The following is a 25,419-nucleotide window of genomic DNA, read 5'->3' on the forward strand; positions in this document are numbered from 1 at the left end:
TTACCCGGAACCAGACCCTCATAGGTCACCGTGTCCTCAACCTTTGCCCCAGCAACAACCTGAGTCGAACCCTCAGCAAACTTAGCCTGAGTTCCGATCGACGGCTCTACAGACTCATCGTCTGGAAGACCAGGTTGATCCGGCGGCATAACTCGCTGACCGTGGGGATCTCCCCCTGGCTTCCCATCAGGTCCAATAATGGTGATGTAAGCGCCCTCAGGAGCCTTTGGAACCATCACGGATGGATCACGAACAAATTCGACAGCAAATCCATCACTGTTTCTTGTGGTCTTTATCTCGAAGCCAGTAAGCTGTTTAAACTCTTCTGCACTTCCGCCATCATTCTTGAAGTACGGATACCACTCATTCCCAAATGGTTCGTTGTATTTGTAGTCATCACCGGTAATGGTCAGAGCTGCAACCTTCCGGTGAAGCGAATTAGAACCAAGAAGCGCAGCCAGATATACCGCGTAGGTTCGCACAGCGGCCTTATCGTTTCGCTTGAGTGCATCCTGCTGCTTCATAGCTACATTGATAGCGGCATCCCGGAACTCCTCGGGAATCGGAGCCTTTACCGCAGTTGAAGCATCATATTTACTATTATTCTGCATCGGAATCGAAGCAGTAGCATCGATACACCATGCCCAGCCTACATTGTTGGCCTTGTTTCCTTTGTGATAGTAAGTACTAGCCGGTTTTCCGGCCCACACCAGCGGTCCCCAAGATGTATCAGTAACGGGATCGTCAGTCTTTTCACCCATAGTCATATTCGGCTTGAAGTCGGTCGGCTCAGCCGCACCGGCCTTCGTCCAGGGAACGGTGACCATGGCCGCAATCACTGCTATTGCTGTGAAAACAGCAGTAAGGACCATCCACCCCTCTCTGGAGATATTCCTTAATTTACTCATCGTTTCCTCTTCGAATGATATGAATGTCTACAAGTTGCTTTGCACAGCAGTAAGTTTCCGCTGAGACAATCTGAAATCTGGACGTAGGTTTTTACACCCTGACCGGCGATTCTCCTTAAGAATCTCACGTACTCTTATAGTCCACTCAGGATACTATCATCACTCACAGCTAGCCGCAAGATAGTTGATTGCTGCATAACTTTTCCTTATACCCCCACATGGCGATATTTCAGCAGGTAGAACGTGCTGTGCGCTTGACCTTTAGGCCGCTTTTCGCCAATACGTTCCCCTAAATGTTGACATAGCATATAACCCATATTTTCTTAGATTCCCTCATTTAAGGTTTCTTAAGTTTCTGCATAAGCGTTTCCTTAAGGCGGCGTCGCGCTAACCGGCTTCCCCGGCGGAAGATGGCTCGCACGCATCACTCTGGCCCGCCGACAAGTAGCCCCCAGAAATGCGCAGAAGTGGCCATACGTAACACACGGCCACTTCAATCACATTCAGTACCCCATTCCCCCGTCAAGGCGTAGGGTACCATCCCCCTTAAGTTATAACGTCACTGTTTCTTTAATCGTCGGTGGAGCGGATGAGTTTCGGGTCGACGTCGACAACCGGCTCCGGCACCTCAATCAGCTCAATGTCGGAGACGGCATTGGCAGTCGGCTCCACGGGCTGTGAGTCACCGTGGACGGTTTTATCAGCATTCGGCCCAACAGTAATCTTCCCGGCCGCGAGCGCTGCCCTGTCGCGGGCGGTCTCAACGTCCTCGGCGGTCGTAGCCACCATGCCCATGCGGCGGCCGGCGTAGGCCCAAGGCTTGCCAAACAAGCGCACGTCGGTCTCTTCATAGGATAGGGCGGTGTCGAGGCCGGAGAAGGAGACGTCATCAAGCTCGGCGTCCGCGTGCAGGATGACCGCAGCACCGGGGCTGACCATCGTCACGTCAATGGGGAAGCCCAAGATCGCGCGGACATGAAGCTCGAACTCAGAGAAGCGCTGTGTGTATCCGGTCAGCATGGCGGTGTCCAAAGGACGCGGTGAGACGGAGGAGAAGTACACCTCATCGCCCGCCACGAAGAGCTCAACGCCGTAAACGCCGCGCCCGCCCAACTCATTAGAGATACGCGCCGCAACGGAGCGTGCGTTCGCCAGGGCGTCCTCACTCATCGCCATGGGCTGCCAGGACTCCACCAAGTCACCGTTCTCGTGCCGGTGGCCAATAGGCTCACTGAACCACGTCGCCATCTTGCCCGTAGCCGGGTCAATGGAACGCACAGCAAGCAGCGTGACCTCATAATCAAAGTCAACGAAGCGCTCCACCACCACGCGCTTATTATCGGAGGACACGTGGCGCACCATGGCCCAGGCTTCTTCCACATCCTCTTCTTCCTTAAGAAGGACGTGCCCCTTGCCGGAAGTCGTAATATCCGGCTTCACGATGCACGGCAGTCCCAACTCCCCCACCGCCTCTTTCAGCTCCTCAGCGGACTCAGCAAAACGATAGGCCGTTACGGGCAGGCCGATGCTCTCAGCCACCTCACGCACGCTCTCGCGGCACTGTGTTAGCTCACAGGCCCGCGCCGTCGGCACGACGGTGGTGCCGAATTCCTCGATACGCTTCAGCGCCTCCACCGCGACGGTCTCCACTTCCGGGACCACATAGTCCGGTTTGATGCGCTCTGTAAGCTCCCACACCTTGTGCGGGTCCCTGATGTCTGCGATGTAGCTAAAGTGCGCAAGCTGCTGCGCGGGGGCTCCTGCGTAGCGGTCCACGGCGTGGACCTCCAGCCCTAAGTTCTGAAAGGCAATTACCAGCTGCTTGCCCAGCTCTCCCGCCCCCAAAAGAAGCACCTTGGTGGCGTTTCCCGTCAGAGGGGTTCCGATGTGGCCTGCGATGTCGCCTACGGTAGTCATTCTCGAATTATCGCACACTTCTGGTGCTGCATTGCTTGGCGACGTCCCCCAAACCCCCTTCAGAGGCATTAGAGGCATTAAACCGCCCCGCCTCTCCCGTGCGGTGGTTCCTATAGCCATGTGCACGGTGACACGGGAGAAGCTGGGCGGTTGTTGCGCGGCACCGTCACCGTTAGGCGGTGCCTGAGGTTCGTTCGTCTTGGACTGGCCGGCGCCTTACTGGTCCTGCATGACGTCGTGGCGCACGATGGTCTGGTCGCGGCCAGGGCCGACACCGATGTAGGAGATGCGGCAGCCGGAGAGCTCCTCCAGACGCAGGACGTAATCCTGAGCCTTCTGCGGGAGGTCCTCAAAAGTCTTGCAGTCAGTGATGTCCTCGTCCCAAGCCGGCATGGTCTCAAAGATGGGCTCCGCGTGGTGGAACTCAGACTGGGTCAGCGGCATCTCGTCGTAGCGCTTGCCGTCAACGTCATAGGCCACGCAGATGGGGATCTCACCGATGCCGGTGAGCACGTCCAGCTTGGTCAGGAAGTAGTCCGTGAAACCGTTGACGCGGGTGGCGTAGCGAGCCACCACGGAGTCGTACCAACCGCAGCGGCGCTTGCGGCCGGTGTTGACGCCGATTTCGCCGCCGGTGGTCTGCAGGTACTCGCCCCACTTGTCAAAGAGCTCAGTGGGGAAAGGACCAGCGCCCACGCGGGTGGTGTAGGCCTTGATGATGCCCAGGGAAGTCTTAATGCGCGTAGGACCAATGCCGGAGCCGACCGAGGCACCGCCGGCCGACGGGTTCGAGGAGGTCACGAAGGGGTAGGTTCCGTGGTCAACATCCAGCATGGTCGCCTGACCGCCCTCCATGAGGACGTGCTTGCCGGCATCCAGGGCTTGGTTCAGCTCCAGTTCGGCCTCAATGACCATCGGGCGCAGGCGATCGCGGTAGCTCAGGAAGTACTCCACAACCTGCTCCGGATCGATAGCCTTGCGGTTGTACATCTTCACCAGCATCTGGTTCTTAATGTCCAGGGCGGACTCGACCTTCTGGCGCAGGATGGACTCATCAAAAATGTCCTGCACGCGGATGCCGATGCGGGCAACCTTGTCGGCGTAGACAGGACCGATGCCACGGCCGGTGGTACCGATAGCGCGCTTGCCCAAGAAGCGCTCCTGCACGCGGTCCAGGGTCTGGTGGTAGGGCGCCACGAGGTGCGCGTTGGCGGAAATCTTGAGGCGCGAAGCGTTAGCGCCGCGGGCTTCGAGGCCATCGATCTCATCGAACAGGGCCTCCAAGTTAATGACCACGCCGTTGCCCAGGACCGGGGTGGCGTTTTCAGAAAGAATGCCGGCGGGAAGGAGCTTCAGCTCATACTTCTCGCCGCCGACCACGACGGTGTGGCCGGCATTGTTACCGCCGTTGGGCTTCACTACGTAATCGACCTTGCCGCCGAGGATGTCGGTAGCCTTGCCCTTGCCTTCATCGCCCCACTGGGCGCCGACGATGACGATCGCTGCCATGTTGGTGTCACTTCCTATTTATTGAAGTCAAATACGCACCTACTTTACCCGGCATGGCGGTACGACGGTGGGTTTGTGACATGGTCATCAGGAATTGATGCGGTGTCGGTACGGGTGGGCTAGACGTTTTCGGTGTTTTCATCGTCGGTGCTGCCGTCGCCTGAGCCCTCCTCATCGAAGTAGATGGTGTCATTGGTAAACATCAACCGCGACTTGTCCGGGGTGCTGACGATGATGCCGTCATCGACAACAGCGATTTGGGCTTCAACATCACCGATGCCGATTCGGTAGAGCCCGTTGCCCTCGATCTTTGTGCCGTTAGTTGGGATTTCATCGTCATACTGAGTGAACTCAGTACTGCCCTCTAGAGGCAGGAAGGTCACCAGGTTGAATTCCATACCCTCCGGCATTGGGGTCTTACCACCTTTGATGGACCAAGTCCCGCCGTCGCCATGCGCACAATCAATGGCGTTGTTTTCTTCAATGATGCCGCAGACCATGTTCCAGCCATCGGCGGAGATGGTGAAGAGCTCTTCGCCGCGGAGGTCTTCTTCATCCTTAGCCAAATCCGCGGACTCGGTTGGTTCCGAATCCACGTCGATGAAGAAGATGTCCGAATCCACGCCGTCGAAGGAGGTTTCCATGGACGGCGCCTCGGTTCCTGGGCGTTTGTATGCCTTTCCTTCGACGCCAACGACGTCGCCTTCAGTCTTGGACTCAAAAGTGTAGCCTTCGCCGTCTTCCTCCACCTCGAAGGACGTTGACGTGATGTAGAGGGCATCCTCGTCATAGACCTCACCGTTGACGAAGAAGACAGGAACCTTGACGTCCTCCCCATCAAACTCGCCCTCCAGCACCGCGTAGCTGAGGAACTTGCAAGCGTCGTATTCATCTTCACTGACGCTCACGTCTTCAAATTTCTCGGTCGAGCCCTTCACATAGGCTTCTTTATTCTCGAGGACCTTGCTCAGCTCGGTGTCCTCGAGTTCTTTATTCTCGTCGCAGTCAGCGTTGGTGCTCGAGGAGGACGTGCTGCTCGATGTCGACGTGGCCTTCGACGAAGTAGGCGCCGCCGAACTCGTCGTGGACTCGGCGGCAGCCTCGGTGAATGCTGGCTCCTCGACTTCCGTCAGTGCACCGCCGATGAGGCTGCACGAGCTCATCAGAAGCCCGGCGGTGGATACAAGTGCAAGAGTTGTCATGCGAGTGGACATGGTGCTTACCTCCGGCTGTTAGGGGCTTAAGAATTGATTGCTAAGAAGTTGGGCGTTGCCTTGGAGCCTACTGACGCGCTGTGATGTGCACTACTTTTCCGGGGAAAGCACCGCTGTTTGCGCGCTGTTGGCGGCGCTTTTTAGCGAAGCTCTTTCCACGCTTCTATGCTTCTTGTATGATCTGTGCGCTTGTAGACTGCGGCGGCCACTTCACCGACGCCCATACCACTGCCCTCGTCGAGGCCTCACAGCGCGGAATGCGCGTCGAGCACTTCCGCTTCGCAGAGGTTCCCAGCCGGCAGGAGTTGAAGGCTATTGATGCCCTGGCCAGTGAGATTCTCCCGGAGGACCCCACCCCATCGCTGGATGAAATTGCCGCACAGCCGGACGTGAGCCACCTCGGCGCACCAGGGCCAGCGCCCCAAGCGCCGTTCCTGCGTGAGCCACTGCGCGTCGTCGTCATTGGCAGCGATGCCGCGCTGAGTGCCGTGCTGACCCGCATGATGCGGGCTGACTACCTGTGGGCCGAGGTGGGCTATGTCCCAACTGGGGAGCACTCCACCGCGGCGATGAATTGGGGCTTAAAAGCTAGCGAAACGGGCCAGGGCCGCCAGGGTCTCGGCGACCAGGGAGCAGTGATGGAGGACGCGCTCTCCTTTGCCATGACCGCACCCGTCAAGCCGGCGCCGCTCATCCGCAATGATGCGGGCCTCGCCGTGGCGGGTTCGGCAACGATTGCGGAGTGGTCGAACGAGGAGATCACCGGTGAGATCATCGTTGACGATGCCGTGCTGCTGCGCGCAGACCGCGAGAAGGATGTCTTCGGTGCGAAGCTCGTGCCGATGACGGATGCGCCGGGCATCGTGGCGGCGAAGGCGGTGGCAAGTTTTGAGGCGGACGCAGCGCCGCGCCGTGGGCTCTTCGCCCGCATGCGCAAGCCTGCCCAACCAGGGCAGCTCGACCCATCCAGCGTCGTGCAGGGCCGGGCGGTACAGGCAGGGGGGCCGGCGCTCAGCGTCAGCGTCGATGGAGTCCGCGCCAAGAGGCCGGTCAAGCGCGTGACGTTCTACCGTCACCTGCGGGACCTACAGATAGTCCGGCCCTAATTCTCGCGGTTGAAGGAAAACGAAAGAAGGATTCGGCCAGCATTACCTTTTCGGCGCTAGGCTCGAAACCGAATCCTCACCGCATGCGCATTGTGCAATGCACCTAGGCGGTCTGCGGAAGACTCTACCACTCCCCCGTGTTCCCTACGAAGCTGGTTGGAAGCGCACACATACCCCAGTTTTGTGCAGCTGAGGCGTGACCTTTTAGCCCTAGTCCTCTTCCCGCACCTCCGGCGGGTAGGCCGGGTGCTTCGAGGTGGGTACCAGCTGCGCCACGGCGGACTCACGCGACATGCCGCACACCATGAGCAGGTCCACGATGACGGAGCGGGTCTGAGCCAGCACAGCATAGGCGGAGAGCACTGCTTCCTCGCCGGCGACGTCCATCGAGCAGCGCGCAGCCAGCTGGCGCAGGCGTTTGACTATCTCCGGAATGGCATGCGCCTCATCCACGCGGCGCTCATGCGCAGTTTGGTGGGTATAGAGGTCGGAGAGCTCCATCGTGATTTCGGCTAGCTCGTCGATAAGCTCCACTTGCTCGGCAGTGGCCTGGTCGCCGTCCTCGGCGAGCACGAGGGCGCGGCGGGACAGCACGCGGGTGCCGCGGACCACGTTATCGACGGGCGTGAGGATGCGCTCCAGCGAGCGGACGTTGCGCTGCGAGCTCCACAGGAAGGGCGAGAGCTTTGCGGTCTCCGCGCCGCCTTTGGTGGCGTTGAGCATGTTGTTGATGTCATCTTGCGTGCCGCGCACGGCATCGCGGGCCTCCATGATGGTTTCGGGATCATTGTCCGCAAGGCCCCTGGAGACATCGGAGAGAACCGAGGCCGTAATGCCCAAGACCTTCGAGACTTCAGAACGGCCCGCCCGCAGGGGTGAGGAGGGAATCAGCACAATCATCGTGAGGCCGATAACCGCGCCGATGATGGCGTCGATGGCGCGGGAGAGCCCGCCCATATCTTCCGGCGGAAGAATGGTGGCGATAAGGATGGCGGCGATGACGATCTGGTTGCTCACCATCTGCGAGCCCGTGACGAAGGAGCCGATCACCAGCGCCAGACCGATGATGATGGTCATGTGGATGGGGCCGGTCCCGAGGGCGTCGACAAGCAGCGTGCCCACCAGCACGCCCACGATGCCGCCGATGGACATGTCGACGGCGCGCTTGAGGCGATCACTGCCCGAAAGGCCGAGGATGATGATGACGGCCATCGGGGCAAAGAAGGGCTGCTCGTGGCCGAAAAAGTCATGCGCAACATAGAACGCCAAACCGGCACCGAGGGTGCTCTGAATCATGAACACCAGGCGGTTGCGAATACGCGTGAAGCGCGACTTCAGAGATTTATCCACCAACCGCAGCTGCTCGCGGGTAGTCCTGCGGACGCGTTTGGCTCCCGGTGACGAATTCGACGATGACTCTTGCGCTTCCATGATTCCGGCATTTTACGCGTTCTGATGATGGGGTTGGGTATGCAAAAGCCACCCCTCGAGGGCGAAGGGTGGCTTGTTGAGATGTGCTGAATCAGCACGGCGTCCAGGAGGAGCCGACGTCAGCTGGACGTTGGTTTACTTAGAAACGGTCTTGCCCACGGAGTGCAGGTCGGTGCAGGCCTCAACCACGCGGTCAGCCATGCCCTGCTCAGCCTTCTTCATGTAGGAGCGCGGGTCGTAGACCTTCTTGTTACCAACCTCGCCGTCGATCTTGAAGACGCCGTCGTAGTTAGCAAACATGTGGCGGGCAACCGGGTTGGTGAAGGCGTACTGGGTGTCGGTGTCCACGTTCATCTTGACAACGCCGTAGCCCAGAGCCTGCTCAATCTTCTCCTTCTCGGAGCCGGAGCCGCCGTGGAAGACGAAGTCGAAGGGCTGGGAGCCTTCTTCCAGGCCGAGCTTCTTCACGACGGTCTTCTGGCCCTCATCCAGGACCTCCGGGCGCAGCTTCACGTTGCCCGGCTTGTAGACGCCGTGGACGTTGCCGAAGGTAGCGGCCAGCAGGTAGCGGCCCTTCTCGCCGGTGCCGAGGGCATCGACGGTCTTCTCGAAGTCCTCCGGGGAGGTGTAGAGGTTTGCGCCAGCCTTGGCCTGAACACCGTCCTCTTCACCGCCGACGACGCCAATCTCAACCTCGAGGATGATGTTGGCGTTGTGGGCCTTCTCGAGGAGCTCCTGGGCAATCACGAGGTTCTCATCGATCGGGATAGCGGAGCCATCCCACATGTGGGACTGGAAGAGCGGAAGCTCGCCGCGGTCAACGCGCTCCTGGGAGAAGGCGATCAGCGGGCGCACGTACTCATCCAGGACTTCCTTCTGGCAGTGGTCAGTGTGCAGCGCAACGTTAATGCCGTAGTGCTTTGCAGCCTCGTGAGCGAAGGCAGCCAGTGCCTTGGCGCCGGCAACCTTGTTCTTCACGGACAGGCCGGAACCGAACTCGGCGCCGCCGGTGGAGAACTGGATGATGCCGTCGGACTCAGCCTCGGCGAAGCCGCGGAGTGCGGCGTTGATGGTTTCGGAGGAGGTGCAGTTAATTGCCGGGAATGCGAAGCCGCCCTTCTTGGCGGTATCCAGCATCTGGTTATAAACCTCAGGGGTTGCAATAGGCATGAAATTCCATCCTTTGGAGTTGCTGTGCAGTAAGCCGTGCCGTCTCACAAACCAGCGAAACAACACGTTCCAACATCCAAGTATGCCTGTTATTGTGGTTTTCCGCCGCGAGAAGCGGTGTGACCTCACTTAAACCCCGGCTCCCACGGGTTTAAACGCCCCCTTGAGCTGGGCATATTCTGCCGTCAGGCGGATTCTGACTTGTACTTCACAATTCGGGTGCAGGCTTCCAACAACATCCAACCGGACAATTGAACGGACAAATCGCGCTCAGCCACGCGGATAATGCCCACCTTCTGACCCAAGGAGGAAGGCCCAAAACCGTAGTTGTGGGGCAGTTTCGCATCCGCGGTCCAGTCGGAGCCGAAAATGGGCAAGCCGTCCACCTCTAGGCGGTGTTCCCAGACGGATTCCGCCGAGGCCGTCACCAGCCGCGCGGCCAGCTTCTTCGTCGCGCGGTTAGCCGGGGAATCACCCGGCAGGCGCACCGCCACGTCAGCCAGGTAGCGGGCAAGGATGCCTTTGAAGAGGCCACCGTCGCCGTCGCCAGTCTGCCAATCAATGACACCCGTATACGTTGCCATTCCCGTGGCTACTGCCTGGACGAGGCCGCGGATCCGGGTGGTGTAGTCCATCATGTCCGCGGCGAGCTCGGCCTCATGAATGGTGTCGATGTCCTCCACGGAGCGCAGGCCCGTCTGCTTCCGCAGCGCCAGCACAATCTCCAAGCAAGCACCGAGCACCACGCCCTGGCAGTAGGGGTGGATATTGCGGACGATTTCCTGCCCGTCCATGCGCATGCGGATGCCGTCCATGACGAAGCCATCGTCATCGATGAGGTGATCGTAGATCCAGTCCACGATGTGGCGGGCCTCATCCACGCGCCCCATGCGGGCGAGCATGATAGCGCCCGGCCCGTTGGAAGGAACGTTGAGGAAGGTCTCGCCCTCGCGCCACGGCAGCACGCCCACCTGGGAATCGATGCCATCGCGGATGTTGTGCTGCAGGGTGCCCAACTTCTTGTAGGGGCGCTGCTTCTTCAGTTCACCGGCACGGGAAATAGCCAGGGCCATCCAGGCCTTGTCGTCGTAGTAGCGGTTCTTCGTCAGCGCGCGGAGGTTGCGCACGTGGATGCCGCGGATGGTATCGGAAATGCGCGCGCGGCGGGCCTTGGTGTTCTTGCGCAAGGCGGCGTCGACAAGACAGTCCAAATAGTGCGCCTGCCACCAATAATGCCAGTGCACAAAGAGCGATTCTTTGGTGGTGGGTGGCCAACTCACCACGGCAAGGTTGGTACGAGGCAAGCCCCACACGGCTTGCGCGTGGCGCTCATTGATGGCTGTCTCCGCGAGGTCAGCGCGGTGGGACCATTTCTCTAACACTGTTGTCTCATCATTCTTAAATGTGAATTCGTTACCTAGATGTAAACACAGTGCGCGGGATCTCACCAAGCTTTTGATAAATCCGCATGCTGGCGAATCCACGCATGCATGGCGATGCCTGCGGCCACGCCCGCGTTGATGGAGCGAGTCGAACCAAATTGCGCGATGGAACAGGTCATCAGCGCCGCATCTTGTGCCTCCGGGCTCACCCCGGGCCCCTCCTGCCCGAAGAGGAGCAGGCAGCGCTCGGGCAATTCCGCGGTCTCCAGTGGAACGCACCCGGGGGTGTTATCGATGGCCACGACGGTGAGGCCTTGGTCGGCGGCCCAGGCCATCAGATCGCTGACGTTCGCGTGGTGCATGAGGTGCTGGTACCTGTCAGTCACCATGGCGCCGCGCCGGTTCCAGCGGCGCCGGCCCACGATGTGGACGGTGTCGACAGCAAAGGCGTTGGCGGTGCGCACCACGGTGCCGATGTTGGAATCGTTCTCGAAGTTCTCGATGGCGATGTGCAGGGCGTGCCGGCGCTTATCGATGTCCTCCCGGATCGCCTCGCGCGTCCAGTAGCGGTAGGCGTCGACGACGTTGCGACGATCCCCTTCCGCGAGCAGCTCGGGATCGTACTTCTCCGCCTCCGGGCCCTGCGGGATCGGGCCCTCCCAAGGGCCGACGCCGTGGCGGCCCTCATTCCATTCGGTAGGGCCCTTGGCTTCCGCTTCGTCCTCAGGCTTAGGCAAGGCCGAGGTCCTCAAGACCCAACAGGTAGCGGTACTCCAAGCCCTCGGCGGCGATGGCATCGCCAGCGCCGGTGTTGCGATCCACCACGGTGGCCACGCCGACGACCTCAGCGCCCGCCTTGCGCAGCGCCTTCACCGCGGTCAGTGGGGAGTTGCCGGTCGTGGTGGTGTCCTCGACGACGAGCACCTTCTGGCCCTCAACGTTAAAGCCCTCGATCTGGCGCTGCATGCCGTGCTTCTTGGCTTCCTTGCGGACGACGAAGGCATCGATATCGCGACCGTCAGCGTGCATGATGGCCAACCCGACCGGGTCCGCGCCCATGGTCAGACCGCCGGCGGCGGCGTAATCCCAGTCGGCGGTGAGCTCACGCAGCAGCGCGCCGATAAGCCGCGAGGCCTCGTGCTGCAGGGTGGCGCGGCGCAGATCCACGTAGTAATCGGCCTCCTTGCCGGAGGACAACGTGACTTTGCCGTGGACGACGGCCAGCTCCTTCACCAGCTCTGCTAGGCGTTGCTTCTTCTGCTGATCCAGGCTCATCGCTCGCTCCTTAAAGTCTGTGGCTTTATAGCCTTGAAAAATCCGCCCTGTAGTTTACCCTCTTGCCGCACGCTTGCCCGCGACTAGTGCTGGTGCCGGGTTGGCGGGCCTAGTCGAAGATGGAGGAGCCGCCGTCGAAACGGCGTGGGAGGCGGGCCTGGTTGTTTTCGGGGGCGGGGTGTTCGTGGCCGTCGGCAATCGCGTCCACCTCGTCCGCACCCAAGCTGGAATGGTCGATGGTGCCACGAGCCTCGCTGGTAGTGCGGCTCGGCATGACCACCGGCTCGGTGGGGCGCTGGATGGTCGGGGTATCGAGGGAATCATCACGATCCGGAACTGCCGTGGGCCCGGTCGGCTCCGGTTGCGGGGGCTCCGGGATATCGCGGCTCGGGTCGAGCTCATCAACGCGCAGCACTTGGGCAGCCTCGGAGCGCGGTGGGAGCACGCGGGCGGAATCGGCGAGCAAAGACAGCGGTTCGAGCAGTGCTTCCCACTCGGCACTGCGTGCCTGCCGGGTGGTCTGGGCAAGCACCCACTCCCCCTCCATCCACACGGCGGTTACCGCGGCGGGAAGACGGCTCAGCGCGTCGGTGACGCGGGCATCGATGAGGCGTTGTCCCACCCCGGCATCGGTGGCGAAGACCTCGAAGCCTTCCTCCTCACGCACGTACACCAGATCCTCAGAATGGTTCTCCGCTTCCTCGCCTGCTCGGCGGAAATCCACCACAACGTCGGAGGCCGCGCCGGTGCGCATGGCCATGACGGGGATAGCGCCGATGTCGAAGAGCAGCGTCTCATGGCCGCGGACGCTTCCGGCTACGATATCCCGGGGCTCCTGGCCGCGGGCGGCGGCGCCGCGGGTCCACTCATCGGCCAGGTAGGAATCGTGCTTGATGTATTCCCAGCCGCGCTGCTGGCCAAAGGCCTTGCGCTCGCGGCGGGCGCTGCCCGGCACGAGGTGCCTGGCGCGCTCTGCGCGCTCGGCAAAGCTGTGCGCTGGTGCCGGTTCTGCGCTTGCTTCTACGGCCGGCTCTGCCTCAGGCTCTGGGGTGGTCTCCGGCTCGGATGCGATGGCGGGCTCTACTGTGGGCTCGGGTTCTTCGGCGAGCACAGGTTCGGCCTCGGGCTCTGGGTAGGCCTCTGCGGTTGCTTCGGGCTCAGCGGGTTCAGGCTCGGCGGCTTCAGGGGCCACGGCCTCGGCTGCGCCGTCGGCAGAATCGGTGGCAATAACGTCGGCAGAGGCGCCTGTATCGGTGAGGGTGTCGGTCGCTGCATCACCGGCGGAGTGCGCGGCGCGCTGGCGCTGATCCAACCAGAGCACGATGAGACCAGCTGCGAGCGCGAGGGCGGCGAGGGATAAGAGTACGAAAGGCATCACTGACCGACTCTAATCGCCCGGCGCGCCCGATAGGCGCTGGCACGCTGGTCACGCGAGGATTCTAGACGTGCTCGCGGTCCCCGCGCTCCACGGGATTCTTCGGGTTGGCCGACCACTGTGACCAGCCGCCAACGAAGTGGCGCAGGCCGGTAAAGCCCACGTGCTCCAGAACGGCAATGGTGAGCGCGGAGTGGTTGCCGGAACCGGAGTAGATGATGGCGCCGTCCACGTTCTCCTTGGTCACGCCGTGCTGATCAAGGATTTCCAGGATTTCTTCCTTGGACTTCCACACGGTGATGTCCTTCGTGTGGAAGAGGCGCTCGGGCAGGTTGACCGCGCCCGGAATGTGGCCGGCCTTCAAGTCGAGGTTTTCGCGGCGGCCGGCGAAGCGGTTGCGCGTGCGAACGTCGAGAAGCAGGCCCTTGTGTTCCTTGACTTCATCGATGGTGACCGTGGGCATCGAGCCCGGCTTCACTTTAAGGTTCGAGGTCATGCCCAGGTTGCCCGGACCGGTGAGCGTGGGCATTGCCTGGGCGCGCCAGTTGGACAGGCCGCCATCGAGAATGCGGACGTTCTGGATGCCCGCCCAGCGCAGCGTCCACCACGCGCGGCCGGCGAAGAGGCCGCGGCCTTCGTCGTAGACCACGACCTCGCTATCCTCACGCAGGCCCCAGTGATCGATCCACTCTTGAATCTTCTCGGTCTGTGGGAGTGGGTTGCGTCCGACCTTGGAGCCCGGCAGGCCCACGAAGGCTGACGCGGCGTCCGCGTACTGGGCGGTTGGAATGTGAAGGGAAGAAAAAAGATTGAAGGCCTCGCCTTCCCCTGGGGCCCAGAGGGAAGCGAGGATGGTCGTCTTGTCACCGCGGTAAATCTTCTCACTCAGCTCGTGAGGGGAGATCAAAATGCTCATGCCCCCAGATCATAGGGGCATGAGCGGGTGCTGGCGACCGGTGAGCGCGGTGAGCACTTATCGTGCTCACCGGTTTAGGCGGCGCCTTAGGCGGTGCGGGCAGCTAGGTCGAGGTGCTCGCCGCCGTCGGCGACGTCAACGTGCACGGTATCGCCGTCCACGATGTCACCGGCCAAGAGCTTCTTGGCCAGCTGGTCGCCGATGGCCTGCTGGATCAGGCGGCGCAGCGGGCGGGCACCGTAGGCCGGGTCGTAGCCGCGCTCCGCCAGCCACAGCTTGGCGGCGTCGGACACGTTCAGCGTCAGGCGGCGGCCGGACAGGCGCTCGGCCAAGCCCTTGAGCTGGATGTCCACGATGCCGGTGAGCAAATCCGAAGTCAGCGGCTCAAACATCACGACATCATCGAGACGGTTGATGAACTCCGGCTTGAAGCTGCGCTTGACCGCCTCCATGACCTCTTCCTTGGTGCCGCCGGCACCCAGGTTCGAGGTCAGGATGATGACCGTGTTGCGGAAGTCCACGGTACGGCCCTGGCCATCGGTCAGGCGGCCCTCATCGAGCACCTGGAGCAGCACGTCGAAGACGTCCGGGTGGGCCTTCTCGACTTCGTCGAAAAGCACCAGCGTGTACGGGCGGCGTCGCACCGCCTCGGTGAGCTGGCCGCCGGCGTCGTAGCCAACGTATCCCGGAGGGGCACCGACGAGGCGGGCCACGGAATGCTTCTCACCGAACTCGGACATGTCGATGCGGACCATGGCGGATTCATCGTCAAAGAGGAAGTCCGCCAGAGCCTTCGCCAGCTCCGTCTTACCCACGCCGGTCGGGCCCAGGAAGAGGAAGGAACCGGTCGGGCGGTTCGGGTCAGCCACACCGGCACGCGCGCGGCGCACGGCGTCAGAGACCGCGGTGACGGCCTCCTTCTGGCCCACCACGCGCTCACCCAACACGGCCTCCATGTTGAGCAGCTTCTCGGTCTCACCCTGCAGCATCTTTCCGGCCGGGATGCCTGTCCAAGCGGAGACGACCTCCGCGATGGTATCCGGAGTGACCTCCTCAGTGAGCATGGTGTTGTGCTGCTGCTTCGCCTTCTCCTCGGCCGCAGCCAGCTCCTTCTCCAGCGGTGGCATCTTGCCGTAATTGATCTCGGAGGCCAGGGCTAGGTCACCATCGCGCTCCGCAATCTCGGCCTGGCGGCGCAGATCCTCCAGCTGTTCCTTGATGGTCTGCACGTCATCGATGGCCTTCTTCTCATTGGCCCAGCGGGCCTTGAGCTCGCCGAGCTTCTCGCGCTCATCGGCCAGCTCCTGCTGAAGGGCTGCCAGGCGGTCCTTCGAGGCGGCGTCCGACTCCTTCTTTAGGGCCAGCTCCTCAATTTCGAGGCGGCGGACGATGCGCTCCAGCTCATCGATCTCCTGCGGGGAGGAGTCAATCTCCATGCGCAGGCGAGAGCCGGCCTCATCGACCAAGTCGATGGCCTTATCCGGCAGGAAGCGGTTGGTGATGTAGCGGTGCGAGAGCTCCGCGGCAGAGACCAGGGCTGAGTCCTGGATGCGCACGCCGTGGTGCACCTCGTAGCGCTCCTTGAGTCCACGGAGGATACCGATGGTGTCCTCCACGGAAGGCTCAGCGGCGTAGACCTGCTGGAAGCGGCGCTCCAGGGCGGCGTCCTTCTCGATGTACTTGCGGTACTCGTCGAGAGTGGTAGCACCGACCAGGCGGAGCTCGCCGCGGGCCAGCATGGGCTTAATCATGTTGCCGGCATCCATGGAGCCTTCACCGGTGGCACCGGCGCCGACAATGGTGTGCAGCTCATCGATGAAGGTGATGATCTGCCCATCGGAAGCCTTAATCTCATCGAGCACGGCCTTGAGGCGCTCCTCGAACTCGCCGCGGTACTTCGCGCCGGCGACCATGGAGCCGAGGTCCAGGCTCAGCAGGGTCTTGCCCTTGAGGGATTCCGGGACGTCACCCGCCACGATGCGGCGGGCTAGGCCCTCCACGATGGCGGTCTTACCCACGCCGGGCTCACCGATGAGCACCGGGTTATTCTTCGTGCGGCGGCTGAGCACCTGGACCACGCGGCGGATCTCCTGATCGCGGCCGATCACCGGGTCAATCTTGCCCTCGCGGGCGCGGGCGGTGAGGTCCGTGGCGTACTTCTCCAGAGCCTGGAACTGCTCCTCGGGGTTCTCCGAGGTCACCTTGGCCGCGCCGCGCACGGAAGGGAAAGCGCCCTTGAGCGCGTCATAGGTGGCACCGCGGGAGGTCAGCAGCTCGGCGGCATCCGACTTGGAGCCCGCAATAGCGGCGAGCAAGACCTCGGTGGAGACGAACTCATCACCGAGCTCACCCGCCAGCTCCTGAGCGCGGGTGAGGACGTTGAGGGCGTCGCGATTAAAGTTCGGGTTCGCCATGTTGGCGCCCTCGGCCTTCGGGAGGGCGTCGATAAGCTGGCGCGCCTCCTTCAGCACCGTCTCCGGATCCACGCCGGTGGCCTTGAGCACCGGGGCGGCGATGCCGTCCTTCTGCTCAAGGATGGCTGCTAAAAGGTGTGCCGGGCGGATGTCCGGGTTACCGTTGGCGGAGGCCGTCTGCAGCGCTTGCTGCAGGGCCTCCTGAGTTTTAGTGGTGGGGTTAAAAGAACTCATTGTTGTGTTTCTCCGTTTCTACTGTTTGTCCAAACCTTCCCGCAACAACAGTGGCGAAGGAAGCTTCACTGTCTATAACGCCACAGAACTTGAGTCTGTTCCACTCAACTAGAACTTTTTTAAATTTCCATGTCTACGCCAGGTTGATCGGCTCACACTCAAGTTTCCCTTTTCCGCTGATATGGCGTGCCTTTACTGACACGCCGCCTATCCTGGCACGCCGTGGGCACAAGAAAACCGGCCCCTCTGCCCTGCTGGATTCAGCAGAACGGAAGAGCCGGTGTTTATCTACGTTTATCTACGATTAAACGGGCTAGATAGTCTGCGGCTGCTTGCCGGGAAGATCGTAGGCAAAGGTCGCTAGGACCACGCCCGTCACAAAGTAATAGATGGACCACTTTTCCTCGAGGTCGATACCACGGAACTCACCCATAGAAGCTAGGTGGCACATGCCGTCAGCACCGGCCCACAGGGTGAAGTTCTTGATATAAACCAGGCGATCCTCCGGTTCGTACCCGGCCTCCCGCAGCGCTTCGCGGGCAAAACGCATCAACAATGCGAAGGACACACCCATCTTGGTCTGTTCCTCGCCATCCGCACTCAGCGGCACCACGGACCCAGAGGCAGCGGCGATGCAGGCGCTATAACGTTCGGGGTAGGTCACCGCGTAATCGAAGTAGGCCACCGCTACGCACAGGAGCTTGTCGACGGCCGATGCATCCTCCGGCAGCTGCTCTAGGAGGTAGAGGCTGCGGGCTTCCAGCTCACAGTCGGTTTCCTGATCCACGGATTCACGCAGCACGAAGTCATTGTCCACCAACGAAGCAATGAACACATCGGAGACCTCGAAGTACTCGGCCACGTTCTCGATGGTCACTGCCTTCAGCCCGTCGCACGCCGCCAGCTGGATAGCGCGTTCCATGACGGCCATGCGCGCGCGTTCCGCAGGAAGCTTCTGTAAATCCTCAATCGCAGAGATATCGAGAGCTGGATCGCGGTCCGGAACAAAGCCGGCGAGCATCGCACGGTAATCCTGCATAGGATCACGCAGGCTCGACATTTCTAGCGACTCCGCCGCCTTGAACAGCGTTCCGATGAGCGCCTTGCATACCTCGCGCAGGTTGAAGCGCCGCACCACCGAGTGTTGGTGCCGCAGTACGCCGAGAACACTGAGGTGTGCCATGCCATGAACAGTGGCCAAGGTAGCAACGCTGAGCTTTGCCACCGATTCGAAACACACATCGCTTCCAACCTGGATTTTTTCCTCCGTCGCGATGAGCGCGATGGTTTCATAGATCAGGTCCAAGGTCCGGTTATAGGACAAATTGCCCTGCAAGAGAGCCTGCCATTCGTCCTCGAAGACATAGGCCTTCTTTTCAAAGAGGTAGCGAAACAGCTCCGGCTCACGCTCGGCGTACTCGTAATAGGCCTCAGTAAAAGTTGTCAGTTTGGTAAAAAGATCGGCGTAGCCTGGGGCCGCATCGAGCGTTTCCTCAAGAAACTTGACCTTGCGGTCAGTCACATATTCGGGGATCGCCCGCACGATGGCCTCGCGGTCAGGAAACTCCGCAAGCACCTGAGCAGCACTAAGCTCCGCCAGCTTGGCCACGGATTCGACGGAGATGGCTTCATCTCCCTCCGCAGCTCCGATATGAAGCGCAGACTCGAGTACACGCTCACGAAGTGAGTCTTCATAAAGAAAATGCATACGGCTTCCTAAGTTTGCGCTCACATAGAGGAAGAAAGGCAGACACTGGGCGAGCGCCACGCTAATAACTTCTTAATTTTACCCCTATCTTCAGTTAAAGAGCAATGTGTTCAACAAGCTCTCCTTCAGTCAAGTCACACCCTTACCAATAAAACAATCCCCCAGGCCACGACCTGGGGGATTGCGTGCGAAGGGTTTGGCGTCTACTTCGATGAGCCGACGTGCCCGATGCCTTCCTTGAAGATGGTTCCGCGCGGCGGCATCATTCCGGTGAACTTGAACACGAGGTAGATGACCACCGCGATGCCCAGGGAGATCCAGCCAAAGCCAGCGGTGAAGCCGTACATAACGGACAGCGGCGCGATGATGGTCCAGGAAATCTCGAAGGGGCCGAAGCCGATGTAGGCCATGCCGTACTCCGACAGCGTGCCGGACTTGAGCTTGGGGTCCACGATCTTGAGGATCGCAATGCCGGTAGCCACGGTGGCCGTGGCCCAGCCCCAGCCGAAGATGCCGCGCTCAATCCAGCGCTCACCGAAGAACTCGGCGGGGAACCACATCAGGAAGAAGATGCAGTAGATGGTGCCCAGGACGAAGAGCAGCAGGAGGGCCTGCCAGTAGGCTGCGACAGCTGCCGGCACGATGGCCGCCACACCAAAGGCAATGAGGTAGTCAGTCGCCGCACCGGAGACCGAGCTCACCGTGTCCTTATCCAGGTAGTCCTTAGCACCCACCATGTTCATCACGGCGCGGAAGAGCAGGCCCACGACCATGGACATGGCAAACAGCGGGATGGAGACGTTCTCCCAGATGGAGGCGATGCCCTTGTTAATGCCGTAGGCGGTCATCACGGTCAGGGCGATGAAGCCAACGTGGAGGGTGATGGGCTCGATGGCGGAGGGGTTCGTCGTCGCGCGGCCCAGCGAGGGGCGATCCTCCAGGCGCGAGATATAGCCGCGGCGCAGCTCCTCTGGGAGCTGCTTCGGAACGTGCGAAACCTTGCCCTTGCGGATGCCCCAGTTACCCGCAATGATGCCGCCGACGATGGCGGCCAAGGTACCCACGGTAGCGGAAGTAAAGCCCAGCGAGGAGGCTGCCTCAGCGCCCACACCCTCCAAGGCACCGCCGACGGCCGCGGCGGTACCGAAACCGCCGGTAAAGCCAACGGGCAGCATCATGCCGAACCAGTCGGGCGTGTCGAAAGTAGGCTTAAACAGCAAGAGGCCAAGGATGATGAACAGGCCCCACTGGCCGGTGAACATCATGGTGGAATAGCCCCACATGTTGCGAGCGCCCTTGCCCATGTTGCCGCCCATCTCCATGGAGAAGGCCATGGAAGCGAAGACCACGGCGATGAGCAGTGAGGTGTAATCACCGAGGTTCTCGGAAAAACCGATCCAGCCCAAGACATTGGGCCCCAAGATCAAGCCGAGCAGGCCCGCGGTGATGGGGGCAGGCAGCAGCAAGTCCTGGAATACGAACTTGATCTGGTGGCGCAAAACGTTGCCGATAACCATGAGCAAGGAAATCCAGCCCACGTCGGTCATGATTGTGTACGCAGAGAAATCTTCCATGCGAGATCTTCCTTCCATGCCGCGCATCGCGGCATCCTTGAGACGAGACTCACCCACTTTCGGGAAATGAACCGTAGATTACACTACAACTCCCTCCCCGCTTTGCCACCCCTGACGTATAACCCTAGGGGGTTTTGGCGCTACCCCCAGGCGCTAGGATGGGCGGGCATGAGGGAACTGGGTGAGCACCTGCGCAACCATGCCGAGGACTATCGCGATGCAGTACACAGGCACTTTTTTGCCACCGTGGCCGAATCCCGCCAAGTCTTTGCCCTGTCGATGAAGGACACGCACCCCTCACTGGCCCCCGCGCTGGCGTGGGTGCTGGAGAATGTGGAGGACGGTGGGGTTCGGGGGGACGTCGCCAAGCGCCTAGCGCAGATGGGGCGTGATCATCGCCGCCACGGTTTCCCCCCTGAGGTGTATCCCAAATTCGAGGCTTCCCTGGTGCAGGGGCTTACGGTGCTGGGGCTGACGCCGCACCAGCACGACGTGGCAACGCGCACCATTTCCAGCGTGTGTTCAATCATGCGCAGCGCCGCCCAGGAGGCGGATGCCGCCGGCACTCCCCCTGCTCACAGCGCCCAGGTCGTGGCGGTGGACAAGCCCAACCGGAACACCGCTGTGGTCCGGCTGGAATCCGGCATGGCGCTGGACTACCGCGCGGGCCAACACGTACCGGTGACCTCGCAGCTCACGCCCGGTACCTGGCGCCCCCTGACCCCGGCAGCGCCCTCCGATGATTCAGGGCAGCTGACATTCCACCTTGCGCTGGCGGGTGAGGCCTCCTCGATGCTGGCGAAGGCCCAGCCGGGCGATTGGTGGACGCTGGGCATGCCCGCCGGTGAGCCACCGCAGCTCGATTCCGAGACCACTCTCATTTCCTTCGGCACCGGGTGGGCAGGCGCCCGGGCGCTGCTTCTCGACGCCCTGGGGAGCACCCTCCCCTCCGGGCTCGAGGTCTATGCCGTGGCCCCCTCGCCGGGCGAGCACTATGAAACGGAGTTTCAGGCCAACCTGCAGGCCCTGGTTCCGGAGCTCACTCTGCGGCACATCGTTCGGGATTCGCAGGATCCCTGGCTGCTCGGAGCACGGCCGCTGGCCGCCGGGTTCAACCCAGTGGTGGCCAATGAACCGATGGAACCGGTGCTCGCGGCGGGAACGGACCGCCGCTTCGTGCTCATCGGTCCTGCCGATCGCATCGAACTAGCGCGCGCGGCGCTGCTCGACGGTGGCGTTTCGGAGGAGGCAATCACCACGGATAGCTGGCAGCGTGGCCACGAGTGGGCGGCCTCCGCCGCGGAGCTTGACGGGTGGGGCGATGACTGGGAGGCCTGGGCGGCATGGAAGAAGTCCCAGTGGGCCTAAGCGCTAAAGCGCTTAGGCGTGCACACGGAGCTTAGTCGTGCACACGGAGCTTAGGCGTCCAGAATGGGGAGGGACTCACGAACCTTCGCCACGGTGTCTGGGTCCACCTCGCCGTAGAGGATCTCCGGCTCATAACCAGCCTCGGCGAGGCGCGTGCCATCCGGCGCCACGAGGACGGAGTGCCCGATGCCAGTCGGCCCGGAGGCCTCCCCCGCCTTCGCCTCCCCACCGGGGCGAGCCTGACCCGCGGCCAAAACATAGGTCGTGGAATCGAGCGCGCGCGCAGCGCTGAGCAGGCGCCACTGCTCCAACTTGCCCGGGCCATCCGCCCAGCTGGTGGGCACGACGATGATCTGGGCACCCTGGCGGGCTAGCTCCTTGAACTGCTCGGGGAAGCGGATGTCATAGCAAGTGGCGACACCCACGGTGAGCTCCCCGGCGTCGAAGACAACAAGTGACTCACCGGGCCGGACGGTATCGGATTCCTTGTACTTGAAGGCGTCGTAAGTGTGGATCTTTTCGTAGCCGCCGAGCACTCCGGGGCCCGCGATGAGCGCGACGTTGGCCACGCGGTTAATGGTCTTCTCTCCCCGTTGGACGGTATCCGCCGGGGCGAACATTCCCAGCACCACGTACACGCCGAGTTCTTCTGCCAGCGCGCGCACGGCGGTGGCGGTGGGGCCATCGAGACCCTCCGCGTGCGTATCGAGGCGCCCGGAATCAAAGCTCTGGGTGGTAGCTTCCGGCAGGACGATAAGTTGCGCGCCGTTGTCCGCGGCTTCCCGAATCTTGTCGAGGGCTGCGGCGAGGTTGTCCTCAACGTCTCCGGTACTGGTCAATTGAACTGCTGCTACCTTCATGCGGCCCACGGTAGACGAGCCCGGACTAGTTATCCACAGATTTCGCGGATCGCGACGGCCGCCCTTTACGGCAATAGGAGAGCTGGCGCAGTCTCGATGCTATGAACCACCTCGACATTGACCGGGCTGCCCGCGAGCAGATCCGCTACCTCTTCGGCCATGCCTGCCCCGCCGCGTTTCCGTCCTTGCAGGAACCTCCCCGTACCGCCCGCGCCCTTGCGCTCCTCGGCGCCCAATGGGAGGACGCCCGGCGGGCCAGCGAAGAAGCTCGGAGGACGCAATTGGAAGAGCTTGACCATTTCGTGGGGTTGGCCCACGGTCTTGATGCAGAGCTTTCCTCACGTTTGGGAGGAGCGCAATGAGCGCGGCCGGGGCGCTTCGGTTGGAAGCGTTAGGGATGGAACGAAACGCATCTGAGCTGGAACGTTATATAGCTGCGTCGCACCATCATTGGGTAGGTCTAGCGATTTCTGGCGTTGGCGCCGATGCCGCGCGGCGTTCCTTGCACCGCGCCAGCGACAATCTGGTGAATCCCGTGCAGCAGATGCGCCTTGCCGCGCGCATTCTGAGCCTCTACGCACCACTGCAGGAGAGAATTGAACAGCTGCGCGCACGCGCTGTGCGGCTGGCTTCGGTCCCCGCTTTTGCAGAACCCGCCAGCGTGGCGCTGGGGCAGTTGGACGCGCTTGCCGACGTCCTCGATTGGGCCTGCGCCCGCCAACTCACCGCCCTGTGCACTCCGGAGCTGGCCCAACCCCCCAGCCGCTTGGAGGATTTCGGCGACCTCTCGCTGACCGAGTTGCACGAGCTCCAGCTGACCATGGCCAGCGAGGAGGTTCGCTCTCTGGCCGCGGCTAACCCTGATGTCACCGTGCTCGAGGCCAGCCCTGGGCGGCTGGTGGCGCTCGTGGACCCAGAGAACATCGGCACACAGGCCGCCCAGGTCAGCACGTTTGTGGGCGGGGTAGGTTCTTCCGTTACAGCAAGCTGGCCCACTGCGGTGGAGCGCGCACGCGCCATCGCCTGCGCCACCCATGGGCCTACGGTGGCGTGGATTGGCTACTCCGCCCCGCCCACATTGTCCCGCGCGGCACACGAAGACCCGGCGCGCCGCGGGGCCGCCGAGCTAGGCCGCTTCCAACGCGCCTTGCGGCAGCGCTTTCCTCGGGCTCAGCACATCCTCATCGGCTATTCCTATGGCTCGGTGGTTGTAGGTAAGGCCGCGCAGCAGGACTATGTTGCGGATGACGTCGTGCTCGTCGGCAGCCCGGGCGCCTCGGCGGATAGAGCGTCGCAATTGCATGGCAGGATCTGGAGCACGCGGAACACCGAGGATCCCATCACGATTACCACCGGTCCGCATGGTGGCATCCATGGCCCCGATCCCACCTCCCCCGCCTTCGGTGCAACACCTCTGCCAGGTGCTAGCGGACTTCCGGGCGATCATGGCTCCTATTGGAAAGACCCCGCATTCCTGCGGGGTCTGGGCATCATCGCACGACGCTATTAGTAGGCAGCCACGTGGGGTTGCTGCCTTTTAGAAGAGGCCGGCGTGCTCCTCAGAGTAGGACACCAGCATGTTCTTCGTCTCCTGGTAGTGGGACAGCATCATGAGGTGGTTCTCGCGTCCGATGCCAGACTCCTTGTAGCCGCCGAAGGCGCTGTGCGCCGGGTAGACGTGGTAGTGATTCACCCACACGCGGCCGGCCTGGATTTCTCGCCCGGCGCGGTAGCAGGTGTTCTGGTGGCGCGACCACACACCGGCGCCAAGGCCAAAGTTGGTGTCGTTGGCTATCTGGATGGCTTCCTCGAAGTCCTTGAACGTGGCCACGGAGAGCACCGGTCCGAAGATTTCCTCGCGGAAGATGCGCATGTCATTGGTGCCGCGGAAGACGGTCGGCTCAATGTAGTAGCCGTTTTCCAGGCCCTCCACCTTGTTCACGTGGCCGCCGACGAGAGTTTCCGCACCCTCCTTCGGGCCCACCTCAAGGTATTCGGTGATCTTGTCCATCTGTTCCTGGGAGGCCTGCGCGCCCATCATCGTTTCGGTATCGAGCGGGTGGCCAATCTTGATTTTCTTTACGCGCTCCACCGCCAGTTCTAGGAATTTGTCCGCGATGTCTTCGTGGATCAATGCGCGGGACGGGCAGGTGCAGACCTCGCCTTGGTTGAGGGCGAACATGACAAAGCCCTCCACGCACTTCTCCAGGTAGGCATCGTCCTTGTCCATGATGTCCGCGAAGAAGATGGACGGTGACTTGCCGCCGAGCTCCAGCGTGACGGGGATGACCTTGTCCGCAGCAGCCTTGTTGATGATCTTGCCCACCGGGGTGGAGCCGGTAAAGGCGATTTTGGCGATGCGCTCCGAGGTGGACAGAGCCACGCCAGCTTCTTCGCCGACGCCGTTGACGATGTTGAGCACGCCCTTCGGCAGGAGGTCCTCAATAATCTCAATGAGCAGCAGAATCGATGCCGGGGTTTGCTCAGCCGGCTTCATCACGATGGTGTTACCTGCGGCCAGCGCCGGTGCAATCTTCCACGCCGCCATCAGCAGCGGGAAGTTCCACGGGATAATCTGCCCCACCACACCCAGCGGCTCGTGAAAGTGATAAGCCACGGTGTCCTGGTCGATCTGGGACAGGCGGCCCTCCTGTGCGCGGATGGCGCCGGCGAAGTAGCGGAAGTGATCAACAGCCAACGGGATATCGGCGGCGAGGGTCTCGCGCACAGCCTTGCCGTTCTCCCAGGTTTCCGCGACGGCGATCTTCTCCAGGTTTTCCTCGATGCGGTCCGCGATGCGATGCAGCAGGAGCGCGCGCTCCGCCGGGGTGGTCTTGCCGAAAGTCTCGAAAGCCTTCTCCGCGGCATCGATGGCCAAGTTGATGTCTACTTCCTTACCTCGGGCCACCTGGCAGAAAACCTCACCGGTCACCGGGGTGATGTTGTCCATGTACTCACCATCGACCGGCGGTACCCACTCGCCGCCGATGTAGTTGTCATAGCGCTCGCGGAAGTTGACGATGGCATCAGGGGTGCCTGGGTTTGCGTACAAAGTCAT

Annotated in this window: 20 protein-coding genes; 4 read left to right on the forward strand and 16 right to left on the reverse strand. The window is 61.8% G+C overall.

Annotated features, from left to right (window positions below; all coding sequences use genetic code 11):
* The 3 genes from HMPREF2822_RS13500 to HMPREF2822_RS08345 all read right to left on the reverse strand — a co-directional run.
* The coding region (locus HMPREF2822_RS13500) for a hypothetical protein (RefSeq protein ID WP_198530968.1) at positions 1-908 on the reverse strand (908 nt) is incomplete at its 3' end.
* 570 nt (positions 909-1,478) lie between these two features.
* A complete protein-coding gene (gene purT / locus HMPREF2822_RS08340) occupies positions 1,479-2,825 on the reverse strand; it encodes a formate-dependent phosphoribosylglycinamide formyltransferase (RefSeq protein WP_070523584.1) in 1,347 nt (448 codons plus the stop codon).
* 216 nt (positions 2,826-3,041) lie between these two features.
* Positions 3,042-4,334, reverse strand: coding sequence for an adenylosuccinate synthase (locus HMPREF2822_RS08345; protein WP_070523587.1), 1,293 nt, complete (start codon positions 4,332-4,334; stop codon positions 3,042-3,044).
* Positions 4,335-4,631: 297 nt separating this feature from the next.
* Here HMPREF2822_RS08345 and HMPREF2822_RS13860 point away from each other — a divergent pair, with 297 nt between their 5' ends.
* Both HMPREF2822_RS13860 and HMPREF2822_RS08355 read left to right on the forward strand, forming a co-directional pair.
* Entirely contained in the window at positions 4,632-4,679 is a 48-nt protein-coding gene (locus HMPREF2822_RS13860; protein ID WP_118781210.1) for a hypothetical protein, read from the forward strand.
* 1,045 nt (positions 4,680-5,724) lie between these two features.
* On the forward strand, positions 5,725-6,654 hold the full coding sequence (locus tag HMPREF2822_RS08355) for a hypothetical protein (protein ID WP_070523594.1): 930 nt from the start codon (positions 5,725-5,727) through the stop codon (positions 6,652-6,654).
* A 210-nt stretch (positions 6,655-6,864) separates the two neighbouring features.
* On the opposite strand, the gene HMPREF2822_RS08360 is transcribed toward HMPREF2822_RS08355, so the two are convergent.
* From HMPREF2822_RS08360 to HMPREF2822_RS08405, 10 genes are all read right to left on the reverse strand, one after another.
* Positions 6,865-8,085 carry an FUSC family protein gene (locus HMPREF2822_RS08360; RefSeq protein WP_070523598.1) on the reverse strand — a complete coding sequence of 407 codons (1,221 nt, stop codon included), beginning with the start codon at positions 8,083-8,085 and terminating at the stop codon, positions 6,865-6,867.
* Positions 8,086-8,220: 135 nt separating this feature from the next.
* A complete protein-coding gene (gene fbaA, locus HMPREF2822_RS08365; RefSeq protein WP_070523601.1) occupies positions 8,221-9,255 on the reverse strand; it encodes a class II fructose-bisphosphate aldolase in 1,035 nt (344 codons plus the stop codon).
* Between the two features lie 185 nt (positions 9,256-9,440).
* The gene (locus HMPREF2822_RS08370; protein WP_070523604.1) at positions 9,441-10,637 is read right to left on the reverse strand and encodes a glycoside hydrolase family 76 protein; all 1,197 of its coding nucleotides are present in this window, start codon (positions 10,635-10,637) and stop codon (positions 9,441-9,443) included.
* A 62-nt stretch (positions 10,638-10,699) separates the two neighbouring features.
* Entirely contained in the window at positions 10,700-11,374 is a 675-nt protein-coding gene (locus tag HMPREF2822_RS08375; protein ID WP_070523608.1) for a TrmH family RNA methyltransferase, read from the reverse strand.
* Positions 11,367-11,912, reverse strand: a complete 546-nt coding sequence (gene pyrE, locus HMPREF2822_RS08380; RefSeq protein ID WP_070523611.1) for an orotate phosphoribosyltransferase — start codon at positions 11,910-11,912, stop codon at positions 11,367-11,369. The genes HMPREF2822_RS08375 and pyrE overlap by 8 nt, the downstream gene beginning before the upstream one ends.
* 109 nt (positions 11,913-12,021) lie before the next feature.
* Entirely contained in the window at positions 12,022-13,287 is a 1,266-nt protein-coding gene (locus tag HMPREF2822_RS08385) for a hypothetical protein (protein ID WP_070523614.1), read from the reverse strand.
* Positions 13,288-13,351: 64 nt separating this feature from the next.
* Positions 13,352-14,203: a sulfurtransferase gene (locus HMPREF2822_RS08390; protein ID WP_070523617.1), complete on the reverse strand. Its 852-nt coding sequence runs from the start codon at positions 14,201-14,203 to the stop codon at positions 13,352-13,354.
* A gap of 86 nt (positions 14,204-14,289) precedes the next feature.
* Positions 14,290-16,851 carry an ATP-dependent chaperone ClpB gene (gene clpB / locus HMPREF2822_RS08395; RefSeq protein WP_070523620.1) on the reverse strand — a complete coding sequence of 854 codons (2,562 nt, stop codon included), beginning with the start codon at positions 16,849-16,851 and terminating at the stop codon, positions 14,290-14,292.
* A 313-nt stretch (positions 16,852-17,164) separates the two neighbouring features.
* The gene (locus HMPREF2822_RS08400; RefSeq protein ID WP_070523623.1) at positions 17,165-18,559 is read right to left on the reverse strand and encodes a TetR/AcrR family transcriptional regulator; all 1,395 of its coding nucleotides are present in this window, start codon (positions 18,557-18,559) and stop codon (positions 17,165-17,167) included.
* A 203-nt stretch (positions 18,560-18,762) separates the two neighbouring features.
* Positions 18,763-20,133: a sodium/glutamate symporter gene (locus tag HMPREF2822_RS08405; protein WP_070523626.1), complete on the reverse strand. Its 1,371-nt coding sequence runs from the start codon at positions 20,131-20,133 to the stop codon at positions 18,763-18,765.
* A gap of 168 nt (positions 20,134-20,301) precedes the next feature.
* Here HMPREF2822_RS08405 and HMPREF2822_RS08410 point away from each other — a divergent pair, with 168 nt between their 5' ends.
* The gene (locus tag HMPREF2822_RS08410) at positions 20,302-21,501 is read left to right on the forward strand and encodes an FAD-binding oxidoreductase (RefSeq protein ID WP_070523629.1); all 1,200 of its coding nucleotides are present in this window, start codon (positions 20,302-20,304) and stop codon (positions 21,499-21,501) included.
* Positions 21,502-21,551: 50 nt separating this feature from the next.
* Here HMPREF2822_RS08410 and HMPREF2822_RS08415 read toward each other — a convergent pair whose 3' ends face one another.
* A complete protein-coding gene (locus tag HMPREF2822_RS08415) occupies positions 21,552-22,361 on the reverse strand; it encodes a carbon-nitrogen hydrolase family protein (protein ID WP_070523632.1) in 810 nt (269 codons plus the stop codon).
* Between the two features lie 65 nt (positions 22,362-22,426).
* On the reverse strand, positions 22,427-22,678 hold the full coding sequence (locus HMPREF2822_RS13330) for a hypothetical protein (RefSeq protein WP_148139630.1): 252 nt from the start codon (positions 22,676-22,678) through the stop codon (positions 22,427-22,429).
* 80 nt (positions 22,679-22,758) lie between these two features.
* On the opposite strand from HMPREF2822_RS13330, the gene HMPREF2822_RS08425 reads away from it, so the two are divergent.
* Positions 22,759-23,871, forward strand: a complete 1,113-nt coding sequence (locus HMPREF2822_RS08425; RefSeq protein WP_232755641.1) for an alpha/beta hydrolase — start codon at positions 22,759-22,761, stop codon at positions 23,869-23,871.
* Positions 23,872-23,898: 27 nt separating this feature from the next.
* Here the strand turns inward: HMPREF2822_RS08425 and HMPREF2822_RS08430 are convergent, their stop codons facing one another.
* The gene (locus tag HMPREF2822_RS08430; RefSeq protein ID WP_070523641.1) at positions 23,899-25,419 is read right to left on the reverse strand and encodes an acetaldehyde dehydrogenase ExaC; all 1,521 of its coding nucleotides are present in this window, start codon (positions 25,417-25,419) and stop codon (positions 23,899-23,901) included.

The organism is Corynebacterium sp. HMSC062E11, assembly GCF_001811845.1.
Classification (GTDB): Bacteria; Actinomycetota; Actinomycetes; order Mycobacteriales; family Mycobacteriaceae; genus Corynebacterium; species Corynebacterium hesseae.